Source organism: Janthinobacterium sp. GW823-FHT01H08 (genome assembly GCF_058797855.1).
The window spans coordinates 992,432-1,015,433 of sequence record NZ_CM179504.1; the positions used below are offsets into that span (position 1 = coordinate 992,432).

The 23,002-nt window shown below is 62.2% G+C and carries 21 protein-coding genes, 2 tRNA genes and 1 rRNA gene; 14 read left to right on the forward strand and 10 right to left on the reverse strand.

Features of this window, described 5'->3' with window-relative positions:
- From AC3RCG_RS04395 to AC3RCG_RS04430, 8 genes are all read left to right on the forward strand, one after another.
- Positions 1–930, forward strand: a complete 930-nt coding sequence (locus AC3RCG_RS04395; protein WP_492404054.1) for an LLM class oxidoreductase — start codon at positions 1–3, stop codon at positions 928–930.
- Between the two features lie 66 nt (positions 931–996).
- Complete coding sequence (locus tag AC3RCG_RS04400; RefSeq protein WP_070292450.1) at positions 997–2,229, forward strand: FAD-dependent monooxygenase; 1,233 nt, start codon at positions 997–999, stop codon at positions 2,227–2,229.
- A 159-nt stretch (positions 2,230–2,388) separates the two neighbouring features.
- Positions 2,389–3,105 (forward strand): DsbC family protein, encoded by a 717-nt coding sequence (locus AC3RCG_RS04405; RefSeq protein WP_070223812.1) that lies wholly within the window; start codon positions 2,389–2,391, stop codon positions 3,103–3,105.
- A gap of 132 nt (positions 3,106–3,237) precedes the next feature.
- The gene (locus tag AC3RCG_RS04410) at positions 3,238–3,696 is read left to right on the forward strand and encodes a (2Fe-2S)-binding protein (protein ID WP_034753534.1); all 459 of its coding nucleotides are present in this window, start codon (positions 3,238–3,240) and stop codon (positions 3,694–3,696) included.
- A 10-nt stretch (positions 3,697–3,706) separates the two neighbouring features.
- Positions 3,707–5,965, forward strand: coding sequence for a xanthine dehydrogenase family protein molybdopterin-binding subunit (locus AC3RCG_RS04415; RefSeq protein ID WP_492404052.1), 2,259 nt, complete (start codon positions 3,707–3,709; stop codon positions 5,963–5,965).
- Between the two features lie 13 nt (positions 5,966–5,978).
- Complete coding sequence (locus AC3RCG_RS04420; RefSeq protein WP_492404050.1) at positions 5,979–6,587, forward strand: nucleotidyltransferase family protein; 609 nt, start codon at positions 5,979–5,981, stop codon at positions 6,585–6,587.
- 27 nt (positions 6,588–6,614) lie between these two features.
- Positions 6,615–8,525 (forward strand): M61 family metallopeptidase, encoded by a 1,911-nt coding sequence (locus tag AC3RCG_RS04425; protein WP_492404048.1) that lies wholly within the window; start codon positions 6,615–6,617, stop codon positions 8,523–8,525.
- 219 nt (positions 8,526–8,744) lie between these two features.
- Positions 8,745–9,914 carry a GGDEF domain-containing protein gene (locus tag AC3RCG_RS04430; protein ID WP_227742096.1) on the forward strand — a complete coding sequence of 390 codons (1,170 nt, stop codon included), beginning with the start codon at positions 8,745–8,747 and terminating at the stop codon, positions 9,912–9,914.
- On the opposite strand, the gene AC3RCG_RS04435 is transcribed toward AC3RCG_RS04430, so the two are convergent.
- The 7 genes from AC3RCG_RS04435 to rpe form a co-directional block, all read right to left on the reverse strand.
- Positions 9,865–10,314, reverse strand: a complete 450-nt coding sequence (locus tag AC3RCG_RS04435; protein WP_139143206.1) for an energy transducer TonB — start codon at positions 10,312–10,314, stop codon at positions 9,865–9,867. The two genes, AC3RCG_RS04430 and AC3RCG_RS04435, sit on opposite strands and share 50 nt — an antisense overlap.
- 20 nt (positions 10,315–10,334) lie before the next feature.
- Positions 10,335–11,135: an indole-3-glycerol phosphate synthase TrpC gene (gene trpC, locus AC3RCG_RS04440; RefSeq protein ID WP_492404045.1), complete on the reverse strand. Its 801-nt coding sequence runs from the start codon at positions 11,133–11,135 to the stop codon at positions 10,335–10,337.
- 34 nt (positions 11,136–11,169) lie between these two features.
- A complete protein-coding gene (trpD, locus tag AC3RCG_RS04445; RefSeq protein WP_070312616.1) occupies positions 11,170–12,213 on the reverse strand; it encodes an anthranilate phosphoribosyltransferase in 1,044 nt (347 codons plus the stop codon).
- 65 nt (positions 12,214–12,278) lie between these two features.
- A complete protein-coding gene (locus tag AC3RCG_RS04450; protein WP_070223786.1) occupies positions 12,279–12,842 on the reverse strand; it encodes an aminodeoxychorismate/anthranilate synthase component II in 564 nt (187 codons plus the stop codon).
- 1 nt (position 12,843) lies between these two features.
- Complete coding sequence (gene trpE, locus AC3RCG_RS04455) at positions 12,844–14,340, reverse strand: anthranilate synthase component I (RefSeq protein WP_492404043.1); 1,497 nt, start codon at positions 14,338–14,340, stop codon at positions 12,844–12,846.
- Between the two features lie 269 nt (positions 14,341–14,609).
- Positions 14,610–15,314, reverse strand: coding sequence for a phosphoglycolate phosphatase (locus AC3RCG_RS04460; protein ID WP_492404041.1), 705 nt, complete (start codon positions 15,312–15,314; stop codon positions 14,610–14,612).
- Positions 15,314–15,988 (reverse strand): ribulose-phosphate 3-epimerase, encoded by a 675-nt coding sequence (rpe, locus tag AC3RCG_RS04465; protein WP_070223781.1) that lies wholly within the window; start codon positions 15,986–15,988, stop codon positions 15,314–15,316. Before rpe ends, AC3RCG_RS04460 begins: the two co-directional genes overlap by 1 nt.
- Before the next feature lie 167 nt (positions 15,989–16,155).
- Between rpe and apaG the strand changes: the two genes are divergently transcribed.
- Complete coding sequence (gene apaG, locus AC3RCG_RS04470; protein WP_099411747.1) at positions 16,156–16,530, forward strand: Co2+/Mg2+ efflux protein ApaG; 375 nt, start codon at positions 16,156–16,158, stop codon at positions 16,528–16,530.
- A 23-nt stretch (positions 16,531–16,553) separates the two neighbouring features.
- On the opposite strand, the gene AC3RCG_RS04475 is transcribed toward apaG, so the two are convergent.
- Positions 16,554–16,700: a hypothetical protein gene (locus AC3RCG_RS04475; protein WP_175444843.1), complete on the reverse strand. Its 147-nt coding sequence runs from the start codon at positions 16,698–16,700 to the stop codon at positions 16,554–16,556.
- 49 nt (positions 16,701–16,749) lie between these two features.
- Here AC3RCG_RS04475 and mltA point away from each other — a divergent pair, with 49 nt between their 5' ends.
- Positions 16,750–17,979 (forward strand): murein transglycosylase A, encoded by a 1,230-nt coding sequence (mltA, locus tag AC3RCG_RS04480; protein WP_492404038.1) that lies wholly within the window; start codon positions 16,750–16,752, stop codon positions 17,977–17,979.
- 37 nt (positions 17,980–18,016) lie between these two features.
- Here mltA and AC3RCG_RS04485 read toward each other — a convergent pair whose 3' ends face one another.
- Positions 18,017–18,454 (reverse strand): universal stress protein, encoded by a 438-nt coding sequence (locus AC3RCG_RS04485; protein ID WP_070292460.1) that lies wholly within the window; start codon positions 18,452–18,454, stop codon positions 18,017–18,019.
- Positions 18,455–18,591: 137 nt separating this feature from the next.
- Complete coding sequence (locus AC3RCG_RS04490) at positions 18,592–19,893, reverse strand: MFS transporter (protein WP_492404036.1); 1,302 nt, start codon at positions 19,891–19,893, stop codon at positions 18,592–18,594.
- Between the two features lie 76 nt (positions 19,894–19,969).
- On the opposite strand from AC3RCG_RS04490, the gene AC3RCG_RS04495 reads away from it, so the two are divergent.
- The 4 genes from AC3RCG_RS04495 (at position 19,970) to AC3RCG_RS04510 (ending at position 22,935) form a co-directional block, all read left to right on the forward strand.
- A complete protein-coding gene (locus AC3RCG_RS04495; RefSeq protein ID WP_070292462.1) occupies positions 19,970–20,746 on the forward strand; it encodes an enoyl-CoA hydratase in 777 nt (258 codons plus the stop codon).
- Between the two features lie 380 nt (positions 20,747–21,126).
- A 16S ribosomal RNA gene (locus tag AC3RCG_RS04500) occupies positions 21,127–22,657 on the forward strand.
- A 98-nt stretch (positions 22,658–22,755) separates the two neighbouring features.
- Positions 22,756–22,832 (forward strand) — tRNA-Ile (locus tag AC3RCG_RS04505).
- Between the two features lie 27 nt (positions 22,833–22,859).
- Positions 22,860–22,935: transfer RNA gene (locus AC3RCG_RS04510), tRNA-Ala, on the forward strand.
- Positions 22,936–23,002: the final 67 nt, after the last annotated feature.

Below are 23,002 nucleotides of genomic sequence, written 5' to 3' on the forward strand. Positions count from 1 at the left end.
ATGGGCGCCATGACGAAGCTGGGGCAGGGCGGTTTCAGTATCGGCCTGGAACTGCCGCTCGATAATGACTGGTCGTCCACGGGGCGCCAGGCGCATGCGGCCTGCGGCCGCGTGCCGGGCGAGCCGGACCTGCAACAGCATGCGGCGCTGGCAAAGCTGGCCGACCGCCTGGGTTTCCGGGCGCTGTGGCTGCGCGACGTGCCCCTGTACGATCCGTCGTTCGGCGACGCGGCCCAGGTCTTCGAGGTATTTACGTATCTGGGCTACCTGGCCGGCATCACCGAGAGCATCTTGCTGGGCACGGCCGCCGTGGTGCTGCCGCTGCGCGAACCGGTGCTGACTTTAAAAGCGGCGGCCAGCGTCGACCAGTTGAGCGGCGGGCGTTTGCTGCTGGGCGTGGCCAGCGGCGACCGGCCCGTCGAGTATCCCGTCTTCGGCCGCGATTTCGCGCAGCGCGGTGAGGCTTTTCGCGAGCAGGTGGCCATGCTGCGCGACTGGGGAGATATACGCCTGCCGCCCGGCATCCGCCTGCTGCCCAAGCCGGCCGCACCGTTGCCGCTGCTGGTGGCGGGGCTGGCGCAGCAGTCGCCGGCCTGGATAGGCGCGCAGATGGACGGCTGGCTCGCCTATCCGGGCACGCCGGAAGACCATGCCCGGCGTTCCGCCCAATGGCGCGCCGTGGCCGGGGACGACAAGCCGTATGTCAGCTTCATCCACCTGGACCTGGATGACGATCCGACCTTGCCGCTGCAGCGCTTCCGCTTCGGCGGGCGTACGGGGCGCGATGGCCTGATCGCCGAGCTGCACGCCATGCGCGCGGCCGGCGTGCGGCATATTGGCCTGCAGCTGCGGCAGAACCGGCGCCCGCTGGCCGAGACGATGCAGGAGATCGGCGAATACGTGCTGCCCGTGTTTCATGGCGCCGCTTGACCTGGGGCATGCGTTCTGTACTTCCTGACTAGCTGAAACGGGGGCGGCAAACGCTATAATGACCGCATGAACAGTCCCACTCCCCCCACCATGCGGCGCTTCATGCACAGCCACAGCGACGTTTGCATCGTCGGCAATGGCGCCATCGCGAAAACCACGGCGCTGGCGTTTGCCCAGGCAGGACAAAGCGTCACGCTGTTATCCCCGGCGAACCCTCCGGCACCCACCGCCAGGCCGGTCGAAGCCAGCTGGGATGTGCGCGTGTATGCGCTCAATCATACTGCGCACCAGCTGCTGTCGTCGCTGAAGGTATGGGGCGCGCTGGAGGGCGACAGGGTGGCGCCCGTCGATGCCATGCTGGTCAACGGCGACGGCGCGCAGGCGGGCGGACTCGGTTTCGACGCCTACGGCGCCCATGTGGGCGCACTGGCGTGGATCATCGAAGACCGCAACCTGGGCCAGGCGCTGGACGCCGCCCTGAAATTCGCGCCGAACGTCAGCGTGCTGCAGGGCCGCGCCAGCCGCCTGGAATGGACGAACGACTCGGCCATCGTGCACCTCGACGGCGGCGACACCATCACTTGCGCGCTGGTCGTGGGCGCCGACGGCGCCCAGTCGTGGGTGCGGGGCCAGTGCGACATCGGTCTCGATTACCGCTCCTACGGCCAGCGCGGCGTGGTCAGCAACTTCGCCTGCGAAAAGCCGCACCATGGCGCGGCCCACCAGTGGTTTACGGGCAGCGAAGGCATCGTCGCGCTGCTGCCGCTGCCGGGCGAGCGCGTCTCTCTCGTCTGGTCGGCGCCCGATGCGCTGGCCGATACCTTGATGTCCGAACCGGCCGACGCCCTGGCCGCGCGCCTGGCCGCGTATTGCCACGATAAGCTGGGTAAACTCACGCCGCTGCAGCCGGAGCTGGTGCGCGCGTTTCCTCTGACCCTGATGCGCCCGCACGCCATGGTCGCGCCGCGCGTGGCTTTGGTCGGCGACGCCGCCCACGTGGTCCATCCGATGGCCGGCCACGGCATGAATCTGGGTTTTGCCGACGTGGCGCAGCTGGTCAAGACGATCGGCGAACGCGAAGCGCACCGCGGCATCGGCGACGAGCGCGTGCTGGCGCGCTATGCGCGCGCGCGCAAGGAAGACGTGCTGTTGATGCAGCTGGCGACCGACGGCCTGGCGCGGTTATTCGGCGCCGATCTGGAGCCGTTGCGCGTGGTTCGCAATTTGGGATTAAACTTGCTGGATAAATTACCTGCGCTGAAGCGAAAAATGATCTCGCACGCATTGGGACATCCGTAAATATCAGCGTATCTTAAGATATCGCCGGATAATGGCAGCAGTGAAAATTCAAGGTCGCCGCAGCTGGTCTGCGGCGATCGTTTTGTCGAAAAGATAACGACGCCGGGCCAGAGGCCAGTCCCGCCGGGCGTTTCAAGTGGAGAAGTGATAGTGATCAAAATGAGCAGAATCGCATTGGTACTGGCCTCGGGCCTGATGATGTCGTGCGCCGGCGCGGAAACGCCGACGGAAGCGAGCATCAAAAAGCTGATCGAGCCGCGCCTGGGCGAAGGCGCCAAGGTGGACTCGGTCAAGGAAACCCCGTACGGCGGCCTGTACGAAGTGCGCACGGGCGGCGACATCCTGTACACGGACAAATCCGCGCAATACCTGTTCGTCGGCCACGTCTTCGACGCCAAGACGTCGCAGGACCTGACCAAGGTGCGCCTGGACGAAGTCAACCGCATCAAGTTCTCGGACTTGCCGCTCGATTCGGCCATGAAAACCGTCAAGGGCAATGGCAAGCGCGTGATCGCCGTGTTCGAAGATCCGAACTGCGGCTACTGCAAGCGCTTCCGCCAGAACGCGCTGAAGGAAATCGACAACGTCACCGTCTACACCTTCATGTACAACATCCTGTCGCCGGACTCCATCGTCAAGTCGCGCAATGTCTGGTGCGCGCCGGACCGCAACAAGGCCTGGGATGACTGGATGTTGAACGGCAAGGCGCCAGCCACGGTCGCCGCCACTTGCGCCAACCCGCACGAAAAAATCCTGGCCCTGGGCCAGCAATTGCGCGTCTCGGGCACGCCAGCCATCTTCTTTGCCGACGGCAGCCGCATTCCGGGCGCGGTCGATGCGAAGACGCTGGAACAGAAATTCTCGACCATTAAGTAATCCGGGCTGTCGCCAGGAAGGCTGGACGGCGCGCCCTCGCAAGGCGCGCTTTTTTTTGCGTTTTTTTCCGCTGTCGTATCATCAAGTGTAGTTCGTAGACGCCATAACAATCCAAAAAAGGGGAAGCAGCAGATGATTACCTTGAATATCAACGGACGCGACACGCAAGTCGACGCCGATCCTTCCACGCCCATCTTGTGGGCGCTGCGCGATAACCTGAACATGACGGGCACCAAGTTCGGTTGCGGCGCGGCCCTGTGCGGCGCCTGCACGGTGCACCTCGACGGCCAGCCGATCCGCTCGTGCATCACGCCCATTTCATCTGTGGGCGCGCAAAAGATCACCACCATCGAAGCGATGGAAAACGACCAGGTGGGCAAGGCCGTGCAGGCAGCATGGGTGCGCCACGACGTGCCGCAATGCGGCTACTGTCAAAGCGGCCAGGTGATGAGCGCGACGGCGCTGCTGCGCACGAACAAGGCGCCCAGCGATGCCGACATCGACGGCGCCATGAGCGGCAATATCTGCCGCTGCGGCACCTATCAACGGATCCGCGCAGCCATCAAGGACGCGGCCAAGACCCTGGCCTGAGGAGAGCGACATGCGTATCGAATGGTTGAATCAGGAAGCATTGCAGCATGGCGCAGTGACCTTGGGCACGGCGCTGGCATCGGCGCCGGTGGCCGATGGCGTCTCGCGGCGTGGATTCATGAAGGCCGGCGCGGCGGCGGGCGGCGGCTTGATGCTGGGATTTTTCCTGCCCGGCGCGGGCAAGCTGGCGCAGGCGGCCGATGCCGCCCCCGCCAAGCCCGTGTATGCGCCGAACGCCTTCTTGCACATCGCCCCAGATAACACGGTGACGGTGCAGGTGAACCGGCTGGAATTCGGCCAGGGCGTGCAAACGAGCTTGCCCATGCTGATCGCCGAGGAACTCGACGCCGACTGGAGCCTGGTGCATGGCGCACTGGCGCCGGCTGGCGAGCAGTACAAGGATGCCGCCTATGGCATGCAGATGACGGGCGGCTCGGGCAGCATCGCCCATTCGTTTACGCAGTACCGCGAAATCGGCGCCAAGGCGCGCGCCATGCTGGTGGGCGCCGCCGCCGCGCAGTGGAAAGTCAATCCCGACCAGGTACGGGCCGCCAAGGGCGTGCTGTATGGCCCCGGCGGACAAAAGGCGACGTATGGCGAGTTTGCCGACGCGGCCATGCGCCAGCCCTTGCCCGCCACCGTCAAGCTGAAGGACCCGCGCGAATTTTCCATCATCGGCAAACCCGTGAAACGCCTGGACGCGGCCGCCAAGTCCACGGGAAAACAGCAGTTCGGAATCGACTTCAAGCCGCCCGGCGCGAAGGTGGCCATGGTGGCGCGCCCGCCCGTGTTTGGCGCGAAGGTGGCGAAATTCGACGCCAGCAAGGCGAAAGCCATCAAGGGCGTGCTGGAGGTGCTGGAAGTGAAAACCGACCGTGGCGGCAGCGGCGTGGCCGTCATCGCCGACGGTTACTGGCCCGCCAAGCAGGGGCGCGATGCGCTGGTGATCGAGTGGGACAGCAGCGCCGTGGAAAAGGTCAGCAGCGACCAGCAACTGGCCGCCTTCAAGGCGCTGGCCAGGACGCCGGGCACGGTGGCGCGCGCATTCGATGTCTCGGCATTGGCCAAGGCGCCGAAGAAGATCGAAGCCGTCTACGAATTCCCCTACCTGGCGCACGCGCCGATGGAGCCGCTCAATTGCGTGGTCGACCTGCAGGCCGACAAATGCACGATGTGGGTCGGTTCGCAATTCCAGACGGGCGACCAGGCGGCGATTGCCGCTACTTCCGGCCTGAAACCCGAGCAGGTGACCCTGCACACGATGATGGCGGGCGGCGGCTTCGGCCGGCGCGCCGTGCCCTCGTCCGACTACGTGGTCGAAGCCGTCAACGTCGCCAAGGCGTACCGGGCTGCGGGCAAGAGCGGTCCATTAAAGCTGATGTGGAGCCGCGAGGATGACATCAAGGGCGGCTACTACCGGCCGACGCATGTGCACCGCGCGCAGATCGGCCTCGACGCCAAGGGCAAGATACTCGCCTGGGATCACACCATCGTGGGCCAGTCCATCATGGCCGGCACGCCGTTCGAAGCGTTCATGGTGAAAAATGGCGTCGACGGCACCATGGTCGAAGGCATGGGCGAGCCGTACACCTTGCCGATGAAGCTGTCCGTGCATACGGCCAAGGCAAACGTGCCCGTGCTGTGGTGGCGCTCCGTCGGCTCGACGCATACGGCCTTCGTCATGGAAACGCTGATCGACGAAGCGGCGCACGTGGCGAAGATGGATCCCGTCGCCTACCGCAAGCAGCTGATCGACGCCAGGCACACGCGCCACATCGCCGCGCTGGACCTGGCCGTGGCCAAGTCCGGCTATGGCAAGAAGAAGCTGCCGAAAGGGCAGGCCTGGGGCGTGGCCATGCACGAGTCGTTCAACTCTGTCGTCGCCTACGTGGTGACGGCCTCCGTGGTGGAGGGGGCGCCCAAGCTGCACCAGGTATGGGCGGGCGTGCATTGCAACCTGGCCGTCAACCCCTTGACGATCGAGGCGCAAGTGCAGGGCGCCGCGCTGATGGCGCTGGGCATGACCATCCCCGGCGCGGCCATCACGCTCAAGGATGGCGTGGTGGAGCAGCAGAACTTCGGCGACTACCCCGTGCCGCGCATGCCCGACATGCCTGTGATCGAGGTGCACCTGGTGCCGTCGGGCGATGCGCCGACGGGCATGGGCGAACCGGGCGTGCCGCCACTGGCGCCCGCGTTTGCCAACGCGCTGTTCGCCCTGACGGGCAAGCGCCTGCGCAAGCTGCCGTTCGACCTGGCGGCCGCATGACGGCAGCGGCTTTTTGAGTACGGTCGGCATCTTGCTGGCAGCCGGAAGGGGACGCAGGTTCGACCCTTCCGGCGTACAGAACAAATTATTGCAACCGCTGGCCGAAGGCCCGCATGCGGGCTTGCCCGTGGTAGTGGCAGCGGCCAGGAACATGCTGGCGGCCCTGCCGCGCGTGCTGGCCGTGGTGCGCGCCGACGATACGCAGGTGGCGCGCGTGCTCGGCGCGCTCGGCTGCGAGGTACGCGTCTGCCATGACGCCGACACGGGCATGGCCGCCTCGCTCACCTGCGCCATCGATCACGTGCGGGGCGCGCCGGGCTGGCTGATCGCGCTGGGCGACATGCCTTTCGTGGAAGCGGCTACAATCGCCGCCTTGTCGCAAGCCGTCGGCGATGGCGCCCGCATCGCCGTGCCCGTGTTCCAGGGACGGCGCGGCAATCCTGTCGCATTCAGCGCCTTTCACTTGCCGCTGCTGCTGGCGCTCGATGGCGACCAGGGCGCGCGCAGCATCGTCAACAGCCATGCCGTGTGCGAAGTGACAGTGGACGACGGCGGCATCTTGCGCGATATTGATACCCCTGACGATTTGTCGCCGGTGCCTGGCGCGCCCGGGCGATTGTAGAACATCCATGCCAGACACGAGGAAAACATGAAGAAAGCACCGATTCAAAAAATCACCGCCAAGGCGGGAGCCAAGGCAAGCGGCAAAGCCACAAGCAAAGCCGCGGCGAAAACCGCAGTGAAAATCGCAGTGAAAACCACGCCGGCCGCCGGCATCATCTACAGCATCGCCGCCGCCGATCTGGCTGGCCACATGTTCAAGGTGACGTTGACCGTCAAGTCGCCAGCCGCCATCGGCCAGGTATTTGCCTTGCCGGCCTGGATCCCGGGCAGCTACATGATCCGCGAATTTTCGCGCAACATCGTCAGCATCCGCGCCGAGTCCGAGGGCAAGGCCGTGGCGCTGACCAAACTGGACAAGCATTCGTGGCAAGCCGCCCCGTGCAAGGGCCCGTTGACGGTCGAATACGACGTCTATGCCTGGGACCTGTCCGTGCGCGCCGCCCACCTGGACCAGAATCACGGCTTCTTCAACGGCACCAGCGTGTTTTTGCGCGTGCTGGGCCAGGAATCCGACGCCCATGAAGTGCACATCGTGCAGCCCAAGGATGCGGCCTGCAAGACCTGGCGAGTCGCCACCACCCTGCCGGAACTGAAGGCCAAGCGCTACGGCTTCGGCAGCTACCAGGCCGCCAACTACGATGAGCTGATCGACCACCCGGTGGAAATGGGCGACTTCGCGCTGGCCACCTTCACCGCATATGGCGTGCCGCACGATATCGTCGTCACGGGCAAGGTGCCGAACCTGGACTTGCCGCGGTTGTGCCGCGACCTGAAAGCCATCTGCGAAACGCAGATCGCCTTCTTCGAGCCGAAGACAAAAAAAGCGCCGATGGACCGCTATGTGTTCATGACCATGGCCGTCGGCGATGGTTACGGCGGCCTCGAACACCGCGCCTCGACGGCGCTGATCTGCGCGCGCGCTGACCTGCCGACGACGGCCTCCAACAGCACGGAAATCGGCGACGGCTACCTGAAATTCCTGGGCCTGTGCAGCCACGAGTACTTCCACACCTGGAACGTCAAGCGCATCAAGCCGGCCGCCTTTGCGCCGTACAACCTGCAGGCGGAAAGCTATTCGCCGCTGCTGTGGTTGTTCGAGGGCTTCACCAGCTATTACGATGACCTGATGCTGGTGCGCGCGGGTCTGATCGACGAGGCGGCCTATTTCAAACTGCTTGGAAAAACCGTCAACAGCGTCCTGCGCGGCAGCGGCCGCACCAAGCAAAGCGTGGCCGATTCGAGCTTCGACGCCTGGGGCAAGTACTACCGCCAGGATGAAAACGCGCCGAACGCCATCGTCAGCTACTACACCAAGGGTTCGCTGATCGCGTTGGCTTTCGATTTGACTTTGCGCAGCAAGACGAATGGCGCAAAATCGCTGGACGACGTGATGCAGGCGCTGTGGCAGCGCTATGGCCGCGATTTCTACAAGGGTAAAGCACGCGGCGTGACGCCGGCCGAAGTCGAAGCCCTGTTCGACGAGGTCTCCGGCACGCGCATGAAACCGTTCTTCGAGCGCTACATCCGCGGCACGGACGACGTGCCGCTGGCGCGCCTGCTGGCGCCGTTCGGCGTGAAATACAGCGACGCGCGCAAGGCGGAAAAAGCCAGCCTGGACGTCAACCTGGGCCGCGACGGCAACGACGCCAGATTGGCGCAGGTGCACCAGGGCGGCGCCGCCCACGTGGCTGGCCTGTCGGCGGGCGACGTGCTGGTGGCCGTCGATGGCTTGCGCGTGACGGGCAACCCGGCGAACCTGGACACCTTGCTGGGCCGTTACGCCGTCGGCGCCAAGGTGGCCATTCACGCCTTCCGCCGCGACGAGCTGATGACATTCACCGCCGTGCTGCAGGGCGACCGCGTGCCGGGTGTCAGCTTGACCCTGCTGCCGGCCCCAAAGAAAGCCACGGGGCCGAAGCGTCCTAGCGCGGCATGATGCTGTTTATCGTGCAGTAAGACAGAAACCGGCCGTCACTGGCCGGTTTTCTATTTCAGGCAGCAATGTCTCAATGTAACGCCTCCCCTGAAATTGGCGTATTGCCATCATATTTACTGCAAATGAACTAATTTTTCTTTAACTAAACTAAAATTGCCGAACTGATTCTTTTCGACCGCGCCCAACGTGCAAACCCTCGATCCTCGAACGATTATGCTGATGACGACCCTGATGTGCGGGGCGATGAGCATCGTCATGTTCTCGGTGTATCGCAGTTTCCGGCGCGAGGTGCATGGCCTCGGACATTGGGCGGCCGGTTTGCTGCTGCTGGTGTGCGCGTCCCTGCTGTTCGGCACCCGCGAAGTGCTGCCGCCGGCATTGTCCATAATCGCGGCCAATGCGGCGCTGGTGGCCGGCATCGGCCTGTCGATGCTGGGCACGGAGAAGTTCTTTGGCCTGGCGCCCAGCCGCCGTGCCTATCTGCTGATACTTGTCCTGGCCATCGCCGGCAATTGCTGGTGGCTGCTGGCGCACCCCGACTTCTCGGCGCGCGTGGCGGTATTCTCCCTGCTGGTCTTCCTGTTTTATGCGCGCCAGGTGCAACTGGTATGGCGCCATGGCGAGCGCCATTTCTCGAGTTTTTTCTTTGGCGCGCTGATGCTGATGCAAGCGGTCGTGGTGCTGGTGCGCGGCGTGTCGGCCTTGCTGCATGGCGGCGCCAGCGTGAACCTGACGGTGGCAGGCACGCCGGCCGGCATCTATCTGGCGGTTGCCAATTTCATGGCGCTGCTGCTGACGGTAGGCTTCATGACGGTGGCGACCCGGCGCCTGCAGCAGATACTGGAGCGCCGCTCGACCCATGATCCGCTGACGCAGGTGCTGAACCGGCGCGGCTTTGGCGACGCCTATGCGCGCGAGATAGGCAATTTGCGCCGCCGCCGTTTGCCGCTGACACTGCTCAGCATCGACCTCGATTACTTCAAATTGATCAATGACCGCCACGGTCACGCGGTGGGCGACCAGGTGCTGGCGCATGTGGCCGCAGTTATCAAAGGCGCCCTGCGCGAATCGGATTGCGTGGCGCGTTTCGGCGGCGAGGAGTTCGTCGTGCTGATGCCGGATATGCCGGTGCATAACGCGCTGGGCGTGGCCGAACGCATCCGCGCCTTGCTGCGTGAGCCCAGTCATGCGGGGCTGCCACCGTGTACGGTCAGCATCGGCGTCGCTTGCCAGGCATCGGTGGTGGAAGGGCTGGAACAGTTGCTGTCGCGCGCCGATGCGGCCCTGTACCTGGCCAAGGAGCGGGGACGCGACCGCATCGAACTCGATGCTTGTGCGTTTACTGAGGACCGGACAATGTCCGCAGCTGGAAGCGGTACTGGTCGTTGAAGAGGAAAGTTTCGGAAAAATCGAAGGTGCGGGCGTGGCGGCGCATCAGGTGTGCGGCCGGCGGAAAGAAGACCTGCACGCGCCGCACGGCGGCCAGCGCGGCGGCCGATGCTTCGCTGTCGCGCGAACGGTGCACGTGCACGCTTTTCAGTTCGCCATCGGGACCCACGCTCAGGTCGAGCACGACGATGGCCGGCAGCATGAGCGGCAGGCGCCCGCTGAACGTGTATTCTGCGTTGGCCGCCATGATCTGCTGTGCCACCAGCGCCTTGTAGGCGTCGATGCTGGCGGCAAGCTGTATCGCGGCCGGCGTGCGGGGCATGCGCTCCGCTGGCGGGGGCGCAGTCTGGCAAGCCGACAGCAGGGCAGCAGTGGCAAGGACGGTGATCGCGTGTCTCATGTCTGCCAGACTACCATGGTTTAACTGAACAGGCGTTCCAGCTCCACGCCGGGGTCGGGTGCGCGCATGAACGCTTCGCCCACGAGGAAGCTGTGGATGTGCGCATCGCGCATGCGTTGCACGTCGGCCGTGCTGTGGATGCCCGATTCCGTGATGATCAATTTGTCCTGCGGGATGCGCGGCAAGAGATTGATGGTCGTGTCGAGCGACGTTTCGAACGTGCGCAGGTTGCGGTTGTTGATGCCGATCAGCGCGCTCTTGAGCTTGAGCGCCGCCGTCAGTTCTTCGCCGTCGTGGCTTTCGATCAGCACGCCCATGCCCAGTTCGTGGGCGCACGCTTCCATCTCGGCCATCAGGCCATGGTCGAGCGCCGCGACGATCAGGAGGATGCAGTCGGCGCCCATGGCGCGCGCTTCATAGATCTGGTACATGTCGACCATGAAATCCTTGCGCAGCACGGGAATGGCGCAGGCGGCGCGCGCCTGCTGCAGATAATCCACGGATCCCTGGAAGAACTGTTCGTCCGTCAGCACGGACAGGCAGGCCGCGCCATGCGCCGCATAGCTGACGGCGATGTCTGCCGGACGGAAGTCGGCGCGGATCACGCCTTTCGACGGTGACGCCTTTTTGACTTCGGCGATGATGCCGGGCTTGCCGGCGGCGATGTGCTGGCGCAGGCTCGCTTCAAAGCCGCGCAGGCCGGCACGCAGGGCGCTGTCGCTTTCCACGTCGCCGCGCAGGCTGGCCAGGCTGCGGCGGGCTTTGGCCTTGGCCACTTCATCGGCTTTTACGGCCAGGATTTTATCGAGTATGTCGGACATGATGGTCGCTATTCTATCAAGGAGGGCGGAGAGCTTACGCTTGCGGCGGGGTGCCCAGCTGCTGCGTCACGCGCACGAATTGGTCGAGTTTCGCCAGCGCGGCGCCCGAACTGACGGCGGTGCGCGCACGCGCCAGGCCGTCTTCGATCGAGCTGGCCACGCCGGCCGCGTACAACGCCGTGCCCGCATTCAGGGCCACGATGTCGGCGGCGGCACCAGGATCGCCGCGCAGCGCTTCCATCATCTTCGCTTTCGATTCGATGGAATCGGCCACCTTCAGATTGCGGCTGGCGATCATCGACATGCCGAAGTCTTCGGGATGGATTTCATATTCGCGGATCTCGCCGTTGATCAATTCGCCCACCATGGTGGCCGCGCCCAGCGACACTTCATCCATATTGTCGCGGCCATACACGACGATCGCATGCTGTGCGCCCAGGCGCTGCAGCACACGCACCTGGATGCCGACCAGGTCGGCGTGGAACACGCCCATCAGGATGTTCGGCGCGCCGGCGGGATTGGTCAAGGGACCGAGGATATTGAAGATCGTGCGCACGCCCAGCTCCTTGCGCACGGGCGCCGCATGCTTCATGGCCGCATGGTGGTTCGGTGCGTACATGAAGCCGATGCCCGTTTGCGCGATCGACTGGGCGATCTGCTCGGGCTGCAGGTTGATGTTGACGCCCAAGGAATCGAGTACGTCGGCGCTGCCGGACGAGGACGACACGCTGCGCCCGCCATGCTTGGCCACGCGCGCGCCCGCCGCCGCCGCCACGAACATCGAGGCGGTGGAAATATTGAACGTGTGCGCGCCGTCGCCGCCCGTGCCGACGATGTCGAGCAGGTTGGTGGTGTCGGCCATGGGCACCTTGGTGGAAAACTCGCGCATCACTTGCGCGGCGGCGGCGATTTCGCCGATGGTTTCCTTTTTCACGCGCAAGCCCATGGTGAGGGCCGCGATCATGGTGGGCGACATTTCGCCGGACATGATCTGGCGGAACAGGTACAGCATTTCGTCGTGAAAGATTTCGCGGTGTTCGATGCAGCGCAGCAGAGCTTCTTGTGGGGTGATCGGCATGATGCTTCCTTCTTCAATGATGGCGCAGGAGGACACTGATGGCACGCCGGGGCGTGCGCATGGAATCAGCGCTCGAGGAAATTCTTCAGCAGGGCGTGGCCGTGCTCCGAGAGGATCGATTCAGGGTGGAATTGCACGCCCTCGATATCGTATTCCCGGTGGCGCACGCCCATGATTTCGCCGTCGTCCGTCCACGCCGTCACTTCCAGACAGGAAGGCAGCGAGGCGCGTTCGATCGCCAAAGAGTGGTAGCGGATCACTGTGAAGGGGCTGGGAATGTCCTTGAAGACGCCCACGCCCGTATGCGCGATGAGGGAAGTTTTGCCATGCATGACTTGCTTGGCGCGGATGACCTTGCCGCCAAACGCATCGCCGATGGCCTGGTGGCCCAGGCATACGCCCAGTATCGGCTTCTTGCCGGCGAAGTGTTTCAGTACTTCCACCGAAATGCCCGCCTGTGCCGGCGCTTTCGGGCCGGGCGAGATGCAGATGCGGTCCGGGTTCAGCGCCTCGATCTGTGCGATCGTGATTTCATCGTTGCGGTAGACCCGCACGTCTTCACCCAGCTCGCCGAAATACTGCACGATGTTGTAGGTGAAGGAGTCGTAGTTGTCGATCATCAGCAGCATCTTAAAACCCTCCATCCAGGCCATCTTGCACTTGTTCGGCGGCACGCAGTACGGCGCGCGCCTTGTTTTCAGTTTCCTGCCATTCCATTTCGGGGATGGAGTCGGCCACGATGCCGGCCGCGGCCTGCACATACAGCATGCCGTCCTTGACCACGCCCGTGCGGATGGCGATCGCCACGTCCATTTCGCCGCCAAACGACAGGTAGCCGCAGGCGCCGCCGTAGATGCCGCGCTTGGTGATTTCCAGTTCGTCGATCACTTCCATGGCGCGCACTTTCGGCGCGCCCGTCAGGGTGCCGGCGGGGAAGGTCGCGCGCAGCACGTCCAGGTTCGACAGGCCCTCCTTGAGGGTGCCTTCCACGTTCGAGACGATGTGCTGCACATGCGAGTATTTTTCGATGACCATGCGGTCGGTGACTTGCACGCTGCCCGTTTCGGCGATGCGGCCGATGTCGTTGCGCGCCAGGTCGATCAGCATCACGTGCTCGGCGATCTCTTTCGGATCGGCCAGCAGTTCGGCCGACAGCTCGGCGTCGCGCTCGGGCGTGGCGCCGCGCGGACGCGTGCCGGCAATCGGACGCAAGGTGACTTTCTTGCCGCCGTCCGCCGTCGTTTCGTTGCGCACCAAAATCTCGGGCGAGGCGCCGATGATCTGCATGTCGCCGAAATTATAGAAGTACATATACGGCGATGGATTGAGCGAACGCAAGGCGCGGTACAGGGTCAGCGGCGAATCGACATATGGCTTGCGGATGCGCTGGCCGATCTGCACCTGCATCAGGTCGCCCGCCATCACATATTCATGCGCCTTGGCGACCGCCTTCAGGTAGTCTTCCTTGGAAAAATCGCGGATGGTTTCCGTGCGCACGGAAGCGCTGGTGACGGGCGCATCGACACCGCGGCGCAGCATCATGCGCAAGTCCTTCAGGCGCTGCTGTGCTTTCGAAAACGATTCGGGCTGCGTCGTGTCGGCGTAGACGATCAGGTACAGCTTGCCGGACAGGTTGTCGATGACGGCCAGTTCTTCCGTCACCATCAGCTGGATGTCGGGCAGCTTCAAGTCATCTTTCTGCGCGCCGCCGGCCAGCTTTTTCTCGATGTGGCGCACGGTGTCGTAGCCGAAGTAGCCGGCCAGGCCGCCGCAGAAGCGCGGCATGCCGGGGCGCAGGGCGACCTTGAAGCGCGACTGGAATTGTTCGATGAAGTCGAGCGGATTGCCTTCGTGTTCTTCGATCACGCTGCCGTTCTTGACGATTTCGGTGCGTTTGCCGTAGCTGCGCAACACGGTCGTGGCGGGCAAGCCGATGAAGGAGTAGCGGCCGAAGCGTTCGCCGCCGACGACGGATTCGAGCAGGAAGGTGTTCTTGCCGCCGTGTTGGGCCTGTGCCAGTTTCAGGTACAGGGTGAGCGGGGTTTCCAGGTCGGCGAACGCTTCCGCGATCAGGGGGATGCGGTTGTAGCCTTGCTGGCCCAGCGATTTGAATTCGAGTTCGGTCATGTTTCTCTCCATGCCGTCAGGGTATGAGTGTGCATAGTGCACAAACCCTGCGGTGGGTTATCAAAAAACTTGCCGGTACATGGAACTTGCGCAAGAGGCGCAAAGGACGCGTGTGCAGCCGGCAGCAATCGTAACGGCTCGGCCCTTAAGCCTGCCAGGATTGCCAGCGTCGCCAAAGCCAGGCCTCAATCGAGCCGGTTTGGGTGACATTGTGTTTTTTGATGAGAAACGTGTTCACGATATGGTGTTGGGTTTGGTCAGTATGCCGTTTAGTTTTGCATGCCAATAAAACGTGCTGCTTCGAGCAGTGTCTTTACTATACCATCGGAATCGGTATCGTGTATAGAGTGTCCGTGATTGTAGCCATACGGTACCGTCAATACGGGGCAAGCCGCAGCCCTGGCCGCTTGCGCGTCATTCGAGGAGTCGCCGATGGCCACCACTTTGGCGGGCGGCAGGTCGAAGTCCGCGCACACTTGCAGCAGCGGCATCGGGTGCGGTTTTTTCTTTGGCAGCGAATCGCCGCCGTAGACGATCTCGAAATACTGGTCCAGGTTTTTCAGTTTCAGCAGGGGCAGGGCGAAGGCGATGGGTTTGTTGGTGACGCAGGCCAGGCGCAAGCCCGCCGCCTTCATCGCCGCCAGTCCCGCTTCCACGTCCGGGTACAGGGTGCTGAACTGGCCGTTGATGGCCAGGTAGTGGCGCTGATAGCCCTCCATCGCCTGTTCGAAACGCTGTTCCACGCCGGCCGCATCGAAGTCGAGGGCCAGCACGGTGCGGATCAGGTTTTCCGAGCCTTTGCCCACCATCAGCTTGATGGCCTCGGCGCTGATGGGGGCCAGGTCCAGTTCAGCGCGCATGCCATTGATGGCGACATGAAAATCGGGCACGGTGTCGAGCATCGTGCCATCGAGGTCGATGATGGCGGCGCGCACGCCGGCCAGTACGTGGTCTTTCACCGTGCCCGCTTGCATCAGGCGCCCTTGACGGATGCCAGCTCGGCGCGCATGGCGTCGATGACGGCCTTGTAGTCCGGCTTGCCGAAGATGGCCGAGCCGGCGACGAAGGTGTCGGCGCCTGCGGCGGCGGCGGCGGCGATGTTGTCGATCTTGATGCCGCCATCGACTTCCAGCATGATGTCACGGCCCGATTCGTCGATCATGCGGCGCGCTTCGGCGATTTTCTTCAGCGCTTGCGGGATGAAGGACTGGCCGCCGAAGCCCGGGTTGACCGACATGATCAGGATGATGTCGATCTTGTCCATCACGTGTTCCAGGTAGTGCAGCGGCGTGCCCGGGTTGAAGACCAGGCCCGATTTGCAGCCGTTGTCGCGGATCAGCTGCAGCGAACGGTCGACGTGATCCGACGCTTCCGGGTGAAAGGTGATGATGTTCGCGCCAGCCTTGGCGAAATCCGGGATAATGCGATCGACAGGCTTGACCATCAGGTGCACGTCGATCGGCACTTGCACGTGTGGGCGGATCGCTTCGCACACCAACGGGCCGATGGTCAGGTTCGGCACATAATGGTTATCCATCACGTCGAAGTGGATGATGTCGGCGCCGGCGGTAACGACGTTGCGCACTTCCTCGCCGAGGCGGGCAAAATCGGCGGACAGGATGCTGGGAGCGATACGGAATGTTGTCATGGTGGCTAAAGGCTGAGAGTAGAAAATGCGAAGATGCGCTATTTTACGCTTGACGCCGGTACCATGCTTCATTGAAGGACCGTGAAACACAGAATACGCATCGCGCGATGGTCAATGCGTCGCGCGCGGCACACAATACGGCTGGCAATGTCTGAATAGGAATGACGATGGCGACTTATGAATTTACGGTAACGGTCAAAACGCAATATCTGCCCGAACAATCGGCACCGGACCAGGGGCGGCACGTGTTCAGTTACACGATCCGCGTCGTCAACACGGGCACGGCTGGCGCGCAACTGATTTCGCGCCACTGGCTTATCACGGATGCGAACAACAAGGTGGAAGAGGTGCGCGGTCTGGGCGCCGTCGGCCACCAGCCGCTGCTGCAGCCGGGCGAGCAGTTCGAATACACGAGCGGCACCATGCTGGGCACGCCGCAAGGCTCGATGCGCGGCGAATACTTTTGCGTGGCAGAAGACGGCCATCAGTTCGAAGCTTCGATTCCCGAGTTCGTGCTGTCGGTGCCGCGCACCCTGCATTGATGCAACGCCGGGGGCTTGGCCCCTTATTTCAGTTTTTCGGTGCTGTCCTGTTCTTCGCTGAGTTGCTGGCGTGCCGGTGGCGCGGGTTTTTTACCCGAATACATGGTCCACCAGACTATAAATGCCAGCAAGAAGAACGCCACCAGCGCCTCTATCATCAAGATCCACATACGCACCCCTATGTTATTTACCCGCAGCTTAGTATTTACCCGCCGTCTGTTGACACGCGGTAGTCTACCCGTTTCCATCGGCGCCGTCGCGCTTGCGCTTTCCGCCTGTACCACGCCATCGGCGCCACCGGCCGCCGCCGGCGGCAAGGCGCCGCCCATCGCGCCGACCGTCGTCAGGCACGTGCCCGCCAAGCCGGCCGACGCCAAGGATGCCGCGGATGTGGCAGCTCCAACCTTTGTGCCCGCCAAGTTCGCCGCCTTGCCTGGCTGGGCCCGCGACGACATGCGCGCCGCCTGGCCGGCCTTCATGGCTTCGTGTGGCGTGCTGGTGAAGCGTCCGGACTGGAAGGAATCGTGCACGATCGCGCGCCAGGTGAATGCCGACAGCGACAAGGCCATCCGTCTGTTCTTCGAGACCTTCTTTGTGCCCAATCAAGTCATTACGGCCGATGGTGCCAGCACGGGCCTCGTCACCGGCTACTACGAGCCGCTGTTGCACGGCGCGCGCAAGCGCGGCGGTCCATACCAGACGCCGCTGTACAAGGTGCCCGACGACCTGGTCTCGGTGGACTTGTCCGGCGTGTATCCGGAACTGAAAAACATGCGCTTGCGGGGCAAGCTGGTCGGCAAGAAGGTGATCCCGTACGCGACCCGCGCCGACATCGAGCGCGCCACGTCCGTCACGGGCAAGGAATTGCTGTGGGTGGATGACGAAGTCGAGGCGTTCTTCCTGCAGGTGCAGGGTTCCGGGCGCGTGCAGCTTACCGATACGCAGGAAACCGTGCGCGTAGCGTACGCGGATCAAAACGGCCACCCCTACAAGTCGATTGGCCGCTACCTGGTCGACAAGGGTGAGCTGACCCTGAGCCAGGCATCGGCGCAGGGGATCAAGGCGTGGATTGCCGGCCACCCGACGCGCAAGGATGAATTGTTCAACGCTAACCCCAGCTATGTCTTCTTCAAGGAAGAGCGTTTGCCCGATCCGAAAGTGGGGCCGAAGGGTGCGCTGGGCGTGCCGTTGACGCCGCAGCGCTCGGTGGCCGTCGATTCGCGCTTCCTGCCGCTGGGCGCGCCCGTGTTTTTGTCCACGACGCAAGCCAATAGCGAGATTCCCATGCAGCGCCTGGTGATGGCGCAGGATACGGGCGGCGCCATTCGCGGGCCGATCCGTGTCGATTATTTCTTTGGCTTTGGCGCGGAAGCGGCCGAGAATGCGGGCCGCATGAAGCAGAGCGGCGCCGTGTGGGTATTGTTGCCGAAGCAGGCACCGGCGCGGTGAGTTGCTGCGCACGACGCCGGGGTAGTTATTGTCTGGCTTAACGCAGAACCATGACCGGCAAATGCGTATGCGCGAGCACTTTTTGCGTTTCGCTGCCCACGAACAGCTTGTTCAAGCCCTTGCGGCCATGCGAGGCCATCAGGATGATGTCGCAATGGTAGGTTTGCGCCGCATTGACGATTTCGTCGTGCGGGCTCGGTGACACTGCCACCACGCCTTCGAAAGCCACGCCGGCGGCGCGCGCCGCTGCGCCGATCTTGTCGATCGCGCGTTGCGAAGCTTCCTGCATCTGCTGTTCATACAGGCTGGCGTCGAGCACGATGCCGCCGTCGGCCATCGGCGAGAACGGGAACGGTTGCACCACGCTGATGGCGACCAGCTTGGCCTTGTTCAATTGGGCAAAGGCGAGGGCGGTCTCGGCGGCTTTGTCGGACAACGGCGAGCCGTCGGTGGGAAATAAGATGGTGTTAAACATGGCGTGCTCCTCAAGTGATATAAGACAGCTTATGGATTTACATCAATTAAAACCTTGATGTAAATCAAACCTCACAGGCTTTGGCATGAATAGTGTCGCCAAGGCAATCTTTCATCAGTGTATGCCCGTTCCTCGCTTCAGGTGCGCACGCTACGCAGCGGCGTGCCCCATACCATGGCGACCGTCAACGCAATGCTGCCTGCCGCGATGCAGGCCAGGCCATTGCGCACGCCAAAATGTTCCGCGACCCAGCCGGCGGCCAGCGCGCCCAGCGGCGCCGTTGCCACCGTCAGGAAGCGCATGGTCGATGTCATGCGGCCCAGCATGGGATCGGGCGTGACTTTCTGGCGCAAGCCCAGGTAGGGAATAAAGAACAGCATCACGCCGCAATCGAAAAAGAACATCAATATGGCATAGGCGACGGCACTGGCCGCCGCGCTGCCGAACAGCGCGGCGGGAATCGTTGGCGTCAGGGCAAAGCAGAGCGAGGTCGAAGCCAGGCCGATCAGGATGGTGCGGCCAGCGCCGTAGCGCTTCGTCAGCGGCTTGACGATGAAGGCGCTGAGCAAGACGCCGGCGCCGCCCAGCATCTGCGTCATGCCCAGCACGCCAGGGCTCATGCCCAGGTCGCGTGTGGCGAACAGCACCGTCAAGGCCATGCTGGCATAAAACAGGAAGTGCCAGATGCCGGCGCCCCAGGCCAGCGCGCGCAGCAGCGGCTCGCGCCAGACGAACAGCAAGCCGTCGGCGATGTCGCGCAAGGCGTGCTTGTCAGAGGGGGCCGGCCGTGGGTCGCGCACGCTCATGGCGCGCAAATTGAAAACGGAAATCAAGTATCCGCAGGCCGTGCACAGGATGGCGACGGGCGCCGACAGCATTTGCACCAGCACGCCGGCCAGGCCGGGGCCGATCAGGCGCGAAGCCGATTCCGTGGCGGCAAATTTCGATTGCGCATCGATCAAGCCATCGCGGCCCACGAGGAAAGTCAGAAACACCTGTTCGGCGCCGCCGCCGACGACGAAGCCCGTGCCGATGATGAATCCCACTATATATAACCATGGCATCGACAGCACGCCGCACCAGTAGGCCACGGCCACGCTGGCCAGGGCCAGGCCGGACATGCTTTCGCTGAACAGCATGATCGGGTGCTTGCTGCGCCTGTCCAGCAGCACGCCGACGGGCAAGCCAAACAGGGCGAACGGCAGCGCCTGTAGCGCGACCAGTACGCCCATCTGTTCCGGCGTCGCATGCAGCAGCAGTACCGCGCAAAGGGGCAGGGCCAGCGAGGTGATCTGGGCGCCGAAGCAATTGAGGCCGTTGCTGAACCACAGGCGGCGGAAATTGACGCTGGCGGCGCTGCCGTCGCCGCGCAGATAGCGGGTGCAGTACTGGAAGAAGGAGGAGAAAATACGCTGCTCGATAAAGGTGATCGGACTCACAATAATAGCAGCGCACCTGCCGCGCCGCTGCCGTTAGCCGCTACAATCGTTGCACCGTTCATCGAGAGGAGACACTATGCAATACGAAGACCTGATCATCGACATCCAGGACAAAGTGGCGGTCATCCGCCTGAACCGTCCCAAGGCCTTGAATGCCTTGAACGACAATATGATGAATGAGCTGGGCCACGCCTTGCTGAAGTTCGATGCCGATGAGAATATCGGCTGCATCGTGCTCACGGGCAGCGAAAAAGCCTTTGCCGCCGGCGCCGACATCGCCGCCATGGCTGACTACACTTATCCCGATACCTTTACCCAGGGCTACATCAGCCGCAACTGGGAACATATCTTGCGCGTGCGCAAACCGGTGGTGGGCGCGGTGGCCGGCTATGCGCTCGGTGGCGGCTGCGAACTGGCCATGATGTGCGATTTCCTGATCGCCGCCGACAGCGCCAAATTCGGCCAGCCGGAAATCAAGGTTGGCGTCACGCCGGGCGCGGGCGGTACGCAGCGCCTGCCGCGCGCCATCGGCAAGGCCAAGGCCATGGATCTGCTGCTGACGGCACGCACCATCGATGCCGCCGAGGCGGAACGCATCGGCCTGGTGTCGCGCGTGGTGCCGGCCGATAAGTTGCTGGAAGAAACCCTGGCTGCCGCCAAGACCATCGCCGCCATGCCGACCTCGGTGGCCATGATGATCAAGGATTGCGTCAACCGCGCCTTTGAAACGACCCTGACCGATGGCGTCGCCTACGAGCGCCGCTTGTTCCAGGCTGCCTTCGGCACGCCTGCACAAAAAGAAGGCATGCACGCTTTCCTGGAAAAGCGCTTGCCAAACTTCGACGGTCTTTGATATGATTCGCCTCCCCGATGAGACGCACTAGTTTGCGGCACAAAAGGGGCGGCCTTCCGGGGCTGGGTAGTAAAAAAGAAAGTTGACGAATTAGCCGAAATGCTTCATACTCTTCCTTCTTCGCAGCTGACAAACACAACGCTTTGTCGATAGCGCGAAAGTAGCACCGAATACAGTTCTTTAACAATTAACAGTCGATAAGTGTGGGCATTTGATGTAAGTGCAGCGCTGCGCAAGCAGCGTAAAACTTAAAATATCAAATGTTCACGAAGAAATAAATGAAATAGGACGCTTCGCAAGAAGTGGCCTGTCAGTTGTTTTTGAAGTGAGCGACCCGTCAGCAATGACGGTGCCGGTAAAACGGCAAAGTAACAGAGATTAAACTGAAGAGTTTGATCCTGGCTCAGATTGAACGCTGGCGGCATGCCTTACACATGCAAGTCGAACGGCAGCACGGAGCTTGCTCTGGTGGCGAGTGGCGAACGGGTGAGTAATATATCGGAACGTACCCTGGAGTGGGGGATAACGTAGCGAAAGTTACGCTAATACCGCATACGATCTACGGATGAAAGTGGGGGATCGCAAGACCTCATGCTCGTGGAGCGGCCGATATCTGATTAGCTAGTTGGTAGGGTAAAAGCCTACCAAGGCATCGATCAGTAGCTGGTCTGAGAGGACGACCAGCCACACTGGAACTGAGACACGGTCCAGACTCCTACGGGAGGCAGCAGTGGGGAATTTTGGACAATGGGCGAAAGCCTGATCCAGCAATGCCGCGTGAGTGAAGAAGGCCTTCGGGTTGTAAAGCTCTTTTGTCAGGGAAGAAACGGTGAGAGCTAATATCTCTTGCTAATGACGGTACCTGAAGAATAAGCACCGGCTAACTACGTGCCAGCAGCCGCGGTAATACGTAGGGTGCAAGCGTTAATCGGAATTACTGGGCGTAAAGCGTGCGCAGGCGGTTTTGTAAGTCTGATGTGAAATCCCCGGGCTCAACCTGGGAATTGCATTGGAGACTGCAAGGCTAGAATCTGGCAGAGGGGGGTAGAATTCCACGTGTAGCAGTGAAATGCGTAGATATGTGGAGGAACACCGATGGCGAAGGCAGCCCCCTGGGTCAAGATTGACGCTCATGCACGAAAGCGTGGGGAGCAAACAGGATTAGATACCCTGGTAGTCCACGCCCTAAACGATGTCTACTAGTTGTCGGGTCTTAATTGACTTGGTAACGCAGCTAACGCGTGAAGTAGACCGCCTGGGGAGTACGGTCGCAAGATTAAAACTCAAAGGAATTGACGGGGACCCGCACAAGCGGTGGATGATGTGGATTAATTCGATGCAACGCGAAAAACCTTACCTACCCTTGACATGGCTGGAATCCCCGAGAGATTGGGGAGTGCTCGAAAGAGAACCAGTACACAGGTGCTGCATGGCTGTCGTCAGCTCGTGTCGTGAGATGTTGGGTTAAGTCCCGCAACGAGCGCAACCCTTGTCATTAGTTGCTACGAAAGGGCACTCTAATGAGACTGCCGGTGACAAACCGGAGGAAGGTGGGGATGACGTCAAGTCCTCATGGCCCTTATGGGTAGGGCTTCACACGTCATACAATGGTACATACAGAGCGCCGCCAACCCGCGAGGGGGAGCTAATCGCAGAAAGTGTATCGTAGTCCGGATTGTAGTCTGCAACTCGACTGCATGAAGTTGGAATCGCTAGTAATCGCGGATCAGCATGTCGCGGTGAATACGTTCCCGGGTCTTGTACACACCGCCCGTCACACCATGGGAGCGGGTTTTACCAGAAGTAGGTAGCTTAACCGTAAGGAGGGCGCTTACCACGGTAGGATTCGTGACTGGGGTGAAGTCGTAACAAGGTAGCCGTATCGGAAGGTGCGGCTGGATCACCTCCTTTCTAGAGTTTGCACGAATCAGTAATGATTCACGCATCAAATGTTCACACTTATCGGCTGTTAGTCAAAGAAGAAACAGTAGTCGTAGAAGTTCCGCGTTGGGGCTGTAGCTCAGCTGGTTAGAGCACCGTGTTGATAACGCGGGGGTCGTTGGTTCGAGTCCAACCAGCCCTACCAGTAAGACCCGAGTCGTAGAAATATCCTGGGGGATTAGCTCAGCTGGGAGAGCACCTGCTTTGCAAGCAGGGGGTCGTCGGTTCGATCCCGTCATCCTCCACCAAGTACTTTGAAAGTGCAAACGTAAGCCAGTCAGGTTTAGGTTTGATCTTTTAGCGATCAAAGCTGTT

Excerpts from the sequence above, each read along its gene's own strand:
- AC3RCG_RS04410 (WP_034753534.1), top strand. The coding sequence starts at position 3,238 with ATGATTACCTTGAATATCAACGGACGCGACACGCAAGTCGACGCCGAT.
- AC3RCG_RS04435 (WP_139143206.1), bottom strand. The coding sequence starts at position 10,314 with ATGAGACACGCGATCACCGTCCTTGCCACTGCTGCCCTGCTGTCGGCT.
- AC3RCG_RS04485 (WP_070292460.1), bottom strand. The coding sequence starts at position 18,454 with ATGTTTAACACCATCTTATTTCCCACCGACGGCTCGCCGTTGTCCGAC.
- trpC (WP_492404045.1), bottom strand. The coding sequence starts at position 11,135 with ATGTCCGACATACTCGATAAAATCCTGGCCGTAAAAGCCGATGAAGTG.
- AC3RCG_RS04395 (WP_492404054.1), top strand. The coding sequence starts at position 1 with ATGGGCGCCATGACGAAGCTGGGGCAGGGCGGTTTCAGTATCGGCCTG.
- AC3RCG_RS04425 (WP_492404048.1), top strand. The coding sequence starts at position 6,615 with ATGAAGAAAGCACCGATTCAAAAAATCACCGCCAAGGCGGGAGCCAAG.
- AC3RCG_RS04405 (WP_070223812.1), top strand. The coding sequence starts at position 2,389 with ATGAGCAGAATCGCATTGGTACTGGCCTCGGGCCTGATGATGTCGTGC.
- AC3RCG_RS04415 (WP_492404052.1), top strand. The coding sequence starts at position 3,707 with ATGCGTATCGAATGGTTGAATCAGGAAGCATTGCAGCATGGCGCAGTG.
- AC3RCG_RS04495 (WP_070292462.1), top strand. The coding sequence starts at position 19,970 with ATGCAATACGAAGACCTGATCATCGACATCCAGGACAAAGTGGCGGTC.
- AC3RCG_RS04460 (WP_492404041.1), bottom strand. The coding sequence starts at position 15,314 with ATGCAAGCGGGCACGGTGAAAGACCACGTACTGGCCGGCGTGCGCGCC.
- AC3RCG_RS04400 (WP_070292450.1), top strand. The coding sequence starts at position 997 with ATGAACAGTCCCACTCCCCCCACCATGCGGCGCTTCATGCACAGCCAC.
- AC3RCG_RS04450 (WP_070223786.1), bottom strand. The coding sequence starts at position 12,842 with ATGCTGCTGATGATCGACAACTACGACTCCTTCACCTACAACATCGTG.
- trpE (WP_492404043.1), bottom strand. The coding sequence starts at position 14,340 with ATGACCGAACTCGAATTCAAATCGCTGGGCCAGCAAGGCTACAACCGC.
- trpD (WP_070312616.1), bottom strand. The coding sequence starts at position 12,213 with ATGCCGATCACCCCACAAGAAGCTCTGCTGCGCTGCATCGAACACCGC.
- rpe (WP_070223781.1), bottom strand. The coding sequence starts at position 15,988 with ATGACAACATTCCGTATCGCTCCCAGCATCCTGTCCGCCGATTTTGCC.
- AC3RCG_RS04430 (WP_227742096.1), top strand. The coding sequence starts at position 8,745 with ATGACGACCCTGATGTGCGGGGCGATGAGCATCGTCATGTTCTCGGTG.
- AC3RCG_RS04475 (WP_175444843.1), bottom strand. The coding sequence starts at position 16,700 with ATGTGGATCTTGATGATAGAGGCGCTGGTGGCGTTCTTCTTGCTGGCA.
- apaG (WP_099411747.1), top strand. The coding sequence starts at position 16,156 with ATGGCGACTTATGAATTTACGGTAACGGTCAAAACGCAATATCTGCCC.